The organism is Pantoea sp. CTOTU49201 (assembly GCF_032054795.1).
Taxonomy (GTDB): Bacteria; Pseudomonadota; Gammaproteobacteria; order Enterobacterales; family Enterobacteriaceae; genus Pantoea; species Pantoea symbiotica.
The window spans coordinates 1-7674 of the sequence record NZ_DAMBSA010000227.1 but is presented as its reverse complement, the minus strand read 5'-3'; the positions used below and the strand labels follow the sequence as shown (position 1 = coordinate 7674).

The window sequence follows — 7674 nt, the reverse complement described above, 5'->3', positions numbered from 1 at the left end:
GATTCGGCGCGTAATTCACTCATGACAACTCCTGTGGTTGTAAAAGGGTGGAGGCCGTTGCAGCCGGTTGGGCTGACACTTTGTTCTGATTGATGGTGCGCATGGTGGCATCGTTAAGTTTGTAGCCGCGCATCGCCAGCGCGCTCAACAGCGACAGCAGGCCGGGAACCACTGAAAACAGTGCGACGATGGCCATCATCGCGGCAGGCTGCTGATGCGGTGCCTGAGCAACGTAACCGCTCAGACCCAGCGTCCAGCCAACAATCGCGCCGCTGATCGCCATGCCCATTTTCAATACGGCGAGCAGCGTGGAGAAGACAGTGCCATCGAGGCGCTTGCCCTGACGATATTCACCGTAATCCACCACATCGGCCATCATCACCCACATCAGCGTGGTGGTGACCTGATAGAAGCTGGAAACGATGAACGTCATGCCGACTAACAGCGCCAGCGATCCCGGCAGGAACACGATGCTGATACTTAACACACCGGCAGTGATGGCGCTGAGGGTAAAAGCGGTGATTTTGTTTAGGCGGCGCGTCAGCAGTTTTGCCAGCACGCTACCGACGCTTTTGCCGACGATATGCGCGGCCAGCAGCCACATGAAGAGACTGGCGTTACCCAGAAAATAGGTGACGTAGTACATCATCGCGCCGAGTCTAACCACGCCGAACGAGATATTGCAGAACACCAGCAATGCGACCACACGCCACTGATCGTTCCGCAGCAAATCTCGCAGATCGGCGAGAAAATTGCCGTGGTTGGCGGGCGCATTGATACGTTCGCGGGTGTTGAGGAAGCAGATAAAGAACAGCAAGGTTGCCAGCGTCGCCATAATTGACATCGCCGCGAAGTAACCGTCCAGTTTGTTACCGCCGCCCAGCCAGGTGGCGAGCGGGATCATCAGGAAAGTGGACATCGCGCCGCCCAGCGTGGCCAGGAAGAAACGCCATGATTGCAGGGAGATGCGCTGATTATCATCGGCGGTGATAATCGCCCCCATGGAGCAGTAAGGAATATTGATGGCGGTGTACATCAGCATCATCAGGCTGTAGGTCACGGCGGCGTAAATCATTTTTCCGGTGAGCGACAGGCTTTCCGGCACCGCATAAATCAGCATACAACTGACGCCGAACGGTACTGCCAGCATCAATAACCAGGGACGAAATTTGCCCCAACGTGAACGGGTTCGGTCAGCCACCATCCCCATCGCGGGATCGATCACCGCATCTGCAACGCGCGCCAGTAAAAACAGCGTGCCGACAAAGATCGCGGGCAGGCCCACCACATCGGTGTAATAAAAGGTGAGAAAAATAATGACGTTATCGATGGCGATATGGCTGGCCATATCACCGAGGCCGTAACTGATTTTTTCTTTAATGGATAAGCTTGCTTGCATAAAGATTCCCGCCTCTCTTTGAATCGCTTAAGGGCAATTGACGGTTAGTTATAGGTAGCGAAGCGGACGGGAACAATTGCGGGATCTGTTACGGGTTTTATGTTTTTTGATTAATGTGATACGGGTAACAAGAATCACAGCAAAAATGCAACAAGGCAGGAAGAAGTGCTACGTATCACGATAAATCAATGGGTTAAAAAGGGAACTGAGTTGAAGGCGGGCATAAAAAAAGCACCGAAGAATTAATCATTCGGTGCTTTCAGTTTCGCCTAAACAGCGAGCAAAAATTACTTCAGCGCAGCCAGCGCCGCATCGTAGTTTGGCTCTTCGGTGATTTCATTCACCAGCTCGCTGTAAATCACTTTATCGTTTTCATCCAGCACCACCACGGCACGCGCGGTCAGGCCTTTCAGCGGGCCATCAGCAATCGCCACGCCATAGTTTTCTTTGAACTCAGCGCCACGCAGGGAAGAGAGCGTGATCACGTTGCTGACGTTCTCTGCGCCACAGAAGCGTGACTGAGCGAAAGGCAGGTCGGAAGAGATGCACAGCACGACCGTGTTGTTCGCTTCACCTGAACGCTCGTTAAACTTACGCACCGAAGCCGCACACACGCCAGTATCAATGCTTGGGAAAATGTTCAGAACTTTGCGTTTGCCTGCATAATTAGCCAGGGATACGTCAGCAAGATCTTTGGCGACCAGGCTGAAAGGTTTAGCTTGCTCGCCAACTTGTGGGAACTGGCCTGCAACCGGCACCGGATTGCCCTGAAAGTGAACAGTCTGAGACATGTGATTTCCTTTTTTTAACGATGAAATATCTGACTTTTAAGATATAGCGTTTGTTTATGACATAATTTTTAAGGGTTTACGAGCGCATTTCCTGGCGATAATCGAGCCGGCTCGCATTTAAGCGACGGATTTAAGGAGAAATAATGAGAACAGTGAAGAGTTATCCGGAAGCCTGGCCGTTACATTCGCCGTTTGTTATTTCACGCGGCAGCCGTACCGAAGCGCATGTCGTGGTGGTGGAAATCGAGCAGGATGGAGTTAAAGGCGTCGGTGAAGCGACGCCGTACGCGCGCTACGGTGAAAGCGAGGAGTCAGTGCTCAAGCAGATCGCCTCGCAGCTGAGTGCGTTGCAAAGCGGGATGACGCGTGAAGCGCTGCAACAGGCGTTACCGGCGGGCGCGGCGCGCAACGCCATCGACTGCGCATTGTGGGATTTGGAACGTCAGCAGCAGGGCAAAAGCCTGGTGCAATTGTGCGCTGTGCAACTGGCCGACGAGATTGTTACCGCGCACACCATCAGCATCGACACGCCTGATGCGATGGCCAGCAGCGCGCAGGCGCTGTGGCAGCATGGCGCGCGTTTATTGAAGATCAAAATGGACGATCACCTGATCAGCGAGCGTTTGGTGGCGATACGCAGCGCGGTTCCGGAAGTGACCTTGATTGTCGACGCTAACGAATCATGGCATGCCGAGGGCCTGGCGGCGCGTTGTCAGCTACTGGCCGATCTCAACGTCGCCATGCTGGAACAGCCGCTGCCCGCCGCAGAAGACAGCGCGCTGGGCAACTTTATCCATCCGCTGCCGATCTGCGCCGATGAAAGCTGTCACACGCGTGAAAGCCTGGCGCAGCTGAAAGGGCGCTATGAGATGGTGAATATCAAGCTGGATAAAACCGGTGGATTAACCGAAGCGCTCGCGCTGGCAGAGGCGGCGCAGCAACAGGGATTCGCCATTATGCTTGGCTGCATGCTCTGCACCTCGCGGGCGATTCGTGCGGCATTACCGCTGACGGCGCAGGCGACCTTCGCGGATCTCGACGGTCCAACCTGGCTCGCAGCCGATGTTGAACCGTCGCTGCATTTCTCTCACGGCGTACTCAAGCCGCTGGCTGCCAGCGCAGCAGATTGATCATCGCTTCCAGATAAACTTCGGTGGCTTCGTCGACTGAAATCGGCGGCATCTCGGCGGTAATGCATAACAGGCCGAGATCGTCGCACCAGCTGCCAAACGAACCCGGCGTGGCATAACCCACGCTGCTCACCACCGGCAGCGCGGTTTGCTGCGCCAGCCACTGCGCTAAATCGCTTTGGTGCGGATCGTCAATACAGGCCAGCGGTTCATGCCATGAAACCACCCAGCGCGGTTTGATCTGATGAATCAGCTGGCACAGCGCGCGGGTTTCCGGTTCGGAAGAGGGACCTGATCCGGTTGAGAGCACCACATCGCGCTCATCCGCTTCGCTGTTCCAGCGATACACCGTGTCGCCATTCTGCCAGTTAGCGGCAGGGAAATTACGGTTGAGATCGACGCCGTTGGCGTTGGCGCGCAGTCCCAACTGACAACCATCAGGATTGACCGCCAGAACAACGTGATGACGCCGCAGCGCCTCCGGCAAGGTGCGCATCGCACCGGATAAAGTGGCAATCGCAGCATTCTCGTCGCCGTGGGTGCCAGCGATAATCAGCCCGCTTTCGGCATCGGCGGCGGGTGCCGGAAACCACAGCAGCGGCGCGCCCAGCACCGATTGCCCGTATTGCTGCCAGACAGCGTCCAGCTTGCCGCGCAGCGGACGTGGATGGTATGACGACATGACGTTCCTCTCTGAAATGCTTCCAACACCGCCAAAAACCTTCTGGCGCTCAAGGTAAAAAATGTGACCGGGAATCCAGCCTCAACATAACGGTAAATAGCCTGCGGGGAAATAGCTATATATCAATCAGCAATTTGCGATAAAGTGCCAAACGTTGCTGGCGACACAATCTCTTCGCGGTCGCCATTTTTTTCGCGTAAAGGAGTGGTGATGAAACTAACGTTCCGCAAGACGCTGACTGCGTTAATTGTAGCCAGTGCAGTCTCACCCGCATTCGCCGCCAACGTGCCGTCGGGCGCACAGCTGGCCAGCTCGCAGGAAATCGTTCGCCATATTAAAGATGAACCCGCTTCACTCGATCCGATGAAGGCGGTTGGTCTGCCGGAAATTCAGGTGATGCGCGATCTGTTTGAAGGGCTGACCAACCAGGATGCCCACGGAAAGATCGTTCCGGGCGTAGCGCAAAGCTGGAGCAGCAACGATAACAAAACCTGGATCTTTACGCTGCGCAAAGATGCGCGCTGGTCAAACGGCGAGCCGGTGACCGCGCAGGATTTTGTCTTTAGCTGGCAACGTTTAGTTGAACCAAAGAACAGTTCGCCGTTTGCCTGGTTTGCCGCGCTGAGCGGCATTGAGAACGCGGAAGCGATCACCAAAGGGCAGATGAGCGCCGATAAACTCGGGGTGACGGCGACTGATGCAACACACCTCAAGGTGACGTTGTCACGTCCTGTGCCGTGGTTCCCGAGCATGGTTGCCAATGCCGCGATGTATCCGGTATCGCAGAAAGTGATTGAAAAAGAGGGCGATAGCTGGACTTCACCGGGCAAGCTGGTTGGCAATGGTGCTTATCAGCTGCAGGATCGTGTGGTGAACGAAAAAATCGTGCTGGTGCGCAACGCCAACTATTGGGATGACAAAAAATCGGTGCTGACCAAAGTCACCTTTATCCCGATTAATGAAGAGTCCAGCGCGACTAAGCGTTACCGCGCCAATGACATCGATATCACCGAATCCTTCCCGAAAAACATGTACGCGCTGCTGAAGAAAGAGCTGCCTGGTCAGGTGTATACGCCGGATCAGCTTGGCACCTATTACTACGCGTTCAATACCGAGAAAGGGCCAACCGCTGATGTACGCGTACGCAAGGCGCTGTCGTGGAGCATCGATCGACGAATTATCGCGGAGAAAGTATTGGGCACCGGCGAGAAACCGGCCTGGCACTTTACGCCGGACGTTACCGCCGGTTTCACCCCGATGAAAAGCTATCTGCAACAACATAGCCAACAGGAGCTGAACGCGCAGGCCAAAGCGTTGCTGACGGCGGCAGGTTATGGACCCGGCAAACCGCTGCATTTGACGCTGCTCTACAACACCTCGGAAAGCCATCAGAAAATCGCTATCGCGGTAGCTTCAATGTGGAAGAAGAATCTCGGCGTGGATGTCACCTTGCAAAATCAGGAGTGGAAAACCTATATCGACAGCCGTAACAGCGGCAATTTCGATGTGATTCGCGCCTCGTGGATCGGCGATTATAATGAGCCTTCAACCTTCCTTAGTCTGCTGACCTCGACCCACACCGGCAATATCGCGCGCTTCCGCAGTGCCGATTACGATGCGGTGATTACCAAAGCCAGCACCGAAACCAGCGTGGCGGCGCGTAACACCGATTACAACAAAGCCGAGCAGATCATCGCCGATCAGGCACCGATCGCGCCGATCTATCAATATACCAACGGCCGCTTGATCAAACCGTGGGTGAAAGGATATCCGATCACCAATCCTGAAGACGTCGCCTACAGCCGCGATCTGTGGATTGAGAAGCATTAATCCAGCCTATCCGCAGGCGGTGATTGTGACCGCCTGTCATCTTTGCTCACAGCCTGATGATTGCAACTGGTCTGCGCCACGCTAGACTGTATCGTATTGATTTTGATAGTGAGGCGAGTTCGTGAACGTCATTGAAGGAAAAGCGTTACAAGTATCCGATGCTATTGTGTCCTGTCAGCTGGATGGCGCAGGCGGCATGATCCCCATCGAAGATAAAGATGTCATTAACTGCGAACGTCCCTGCTGGTTGCACCTCAATTACACCCAACGGCAAAGTGCGGAATGGCTGCAAAACACGCCGTTGATCCCCGATTCTGTGCGTGACGCGCTGGCGGGCGATAGCATGCGTCCGCGCGTCACGCGCCTTGGCGACGGCTTCATGATTGTGCTGCGTAGCGTGAACCATAATGCCGATTCGCGTCCGGATCAGCTGGTGGCGATGCGCGTGTTTATCAACGACAAGCTGATTGTCTCGACGCGCCGTCGCAAAGTGTACGCCATTGATGCCGTGCTGACCGATCTGCAAAACGGTAATGGTCCGGTTGACGGCGGCAGCTGGCTGGTGGATGTGTGCGATGCGTTAACCGATCACGCCAGTGAATTTATCGAAGAGATGCACGATAAAATAATCGAACTGGAAGATGCGTTGATGAATCAGGAAGTGCCTGCGCGCGGCGATTTGGCGCTGCTGCGTAAGCAATTGATTGTGATGCGTCGCTATATGGCACCGCAGCGTGATGTTTATGCGCGACTGGCCATCGAGAAGATGGCGTGGATGAATGATGACGATCGCCGCCGCATGCAAGAGGTCGCCGATCGTCTGGGACGTGGACTGGACGATCTCAATGCGGGCGTGGCGCGAACCTCGATTCTGGCAGATGAAGTGGCGTCAATCCTTGCGGAATCGATGAACCGTCGCACTTATACCATGTCGTTGATGGCGATGATCTTCCTGCCAGCCACGTTCCTCACCGGTTTATTCGGCGTCAACCTTGGCGGCATTCCCGGCGGCAATTGGGCGCTGGGTTTCACCGCCTTCTGCGTGCTGCTGCTGGTGATGGTGGGCGGCGTGGCGATATGGCTGAAACGGCGGAAATGGTTGTAAGGCAAAAAAGCGGATTAAACCTGATCGATATCAATATCCCGCCAGGGCAATCGGGGCAAACTCTTTCCCGCAGGTGAATGCAACGTCAAGCGATGGGCGTTGCGCTCCATATTGTCTTACTTCCTTTTTTGAATTACTGCATAGCACATTTGATTCGTACGACGCCGGCCTATCCGCCGGCTTTTTTTTGCCCGCTTGGCTTGAATACTCATCCTTTCCTATGCTTAAAGGACATTCAGCGACAAGGAGAAGGGCATGCAAGCGATCATTGCCAGCGAACCAATTCCTACCGACCCACCACCGATTCCCGAACCGATTCCACAACCGCAGCCGATACCACCCGCACAACCTCCGTACGATCCCGAATTTCCACCGATCCAGGATCCACCACCGCACCGCTAATAAAAAAGGCGCGTAGCCGAAGCGACGCGCCTTTTTAACAGCAAAACCGATTATTTAATTTCCAGCACATCAAGACGCACGTTGAGATTGGGCGCGTCGTCCTCTTCTGGCTGCCAGCCCGCAGGCTGCACCGGCAAGCTTTCACGATCAAACGCCAAATCACCGCCATCTACCACGGCATCACCGTGTTTGATGCCTTTGAAATTGAACAGATTGATGTCGGCCATATGTGATGGCACCACATTCTGCATTGCGGTGAACATGGTTTCGATACGTCCCGGATAACGTTTATCCCAGTCGCGCAGCATATCGGCGACTACCTGACGTTGCAGGTT

The 7674-nt window shown here is 54.8% G+C and carries 6 protein-coding genes and 1 pseudogene; 3 read left to right on the top strand and 4 right to left on the bottom strand.

What is annotated here, in order from left to right; genetic code table 11:
• Positions 1-19: 19 nt before the first annotated feature.
• Both RTY00_RS15595 and tpx read right to left on the bottom strand, forming a co-directional pair.
• Positions 20-1399, bottom strand: a complete 1380-nt coding sequence (locus RTY00_RS15595) for a glycoside-pentoside-hexuronide (GPH):cation symporter (protein WP_061718803.1) — start codon at positions 1397-1399, stop codon at positions 20-22.
• A 287-nt stretch (positions 1400-1686) separates the two neighbouring features.
• Positions 1687-2190 (bottom strand): thiol peroxidase, encoded by a 504-nt coding sequence (gene tpx, locus RTY00_RS15590; protein WP_312665060.1) that lies wholly within the window; start codon positions 2188-2190, stop codon positions 1687-1689.
• A gap of 143 nt (positions 2191-2333) precedes the next feature.
• Here tpx and ycjG point away from each other — a divergent pair, with 143 nt between their 5' ends.
• Positions 2334-3320, top strand: a complete 987-nt coding sequence (gene ycjG / locus RTY00_RS15585) for an L-Ala-D/L-Glu epimerase (RefSeq protein ID WP_312665059.1) — start codon at positions 2334-2336, stop codon at positions 3318-3320.
• Here ycjG and mpaA read toward each other — a convergent pair.
• Complete coding sequence (gene mpaA / locus RTY00_RS15580) at positions 3289-4002, bottom strand: murein tripeptide amidase MpaA (protein ID WP_312665058.1); 714 nt, start codon at positions 4000-4002, stop codon at positions 3289-3291. The genes ycjG and mpaA overlap by 32 nt on opposite strands.
• Positions 4003-4212: 210 nt before the next feature.
• On the opposite strand from mpaA, the gene RTY00_RS15575 reads away from it, so the two are divergent.
• Together RTY00_RS15575 and zntB are read left to right on the top strand one after the other, a co-directional pair.
• Positions 4213-5832: a peptide ABC transporter substrate-binding protein gene (locus RTY00_RS15575; RefSeq protein WP_312665057.1), complete on the top strand. Its 1620-nt coding sequence runs from the start codon at positions 4213-4215 to the stop codon at positions 5830-5832.
• 121 nt (positions 5833-5953) lie between these two features.
• Positions 5954-6937: a zinc transporter ZntB gene (zntB, locus tag RTY00_RS15570; RefSeq protein ID WP_256696524.1), complete on the top strand. Its 984-nt coding sequence runs from the start codon at positions 5954-5956 to the stop codon at positions 6935-6937.
• Between the two features lie 452 nt (positions 6938-7389).
• On the opposite strand, the pseudogene RTY00_RS15565 reads toward zntB, so the two are convergent.
• Positions 7390-7674 (bottom strand): annotated as a pseudogene (locus RTY00_RS15565) (tRNA 2-thiocytidine(32) synthetase TtcA); the annotation flags it as partial.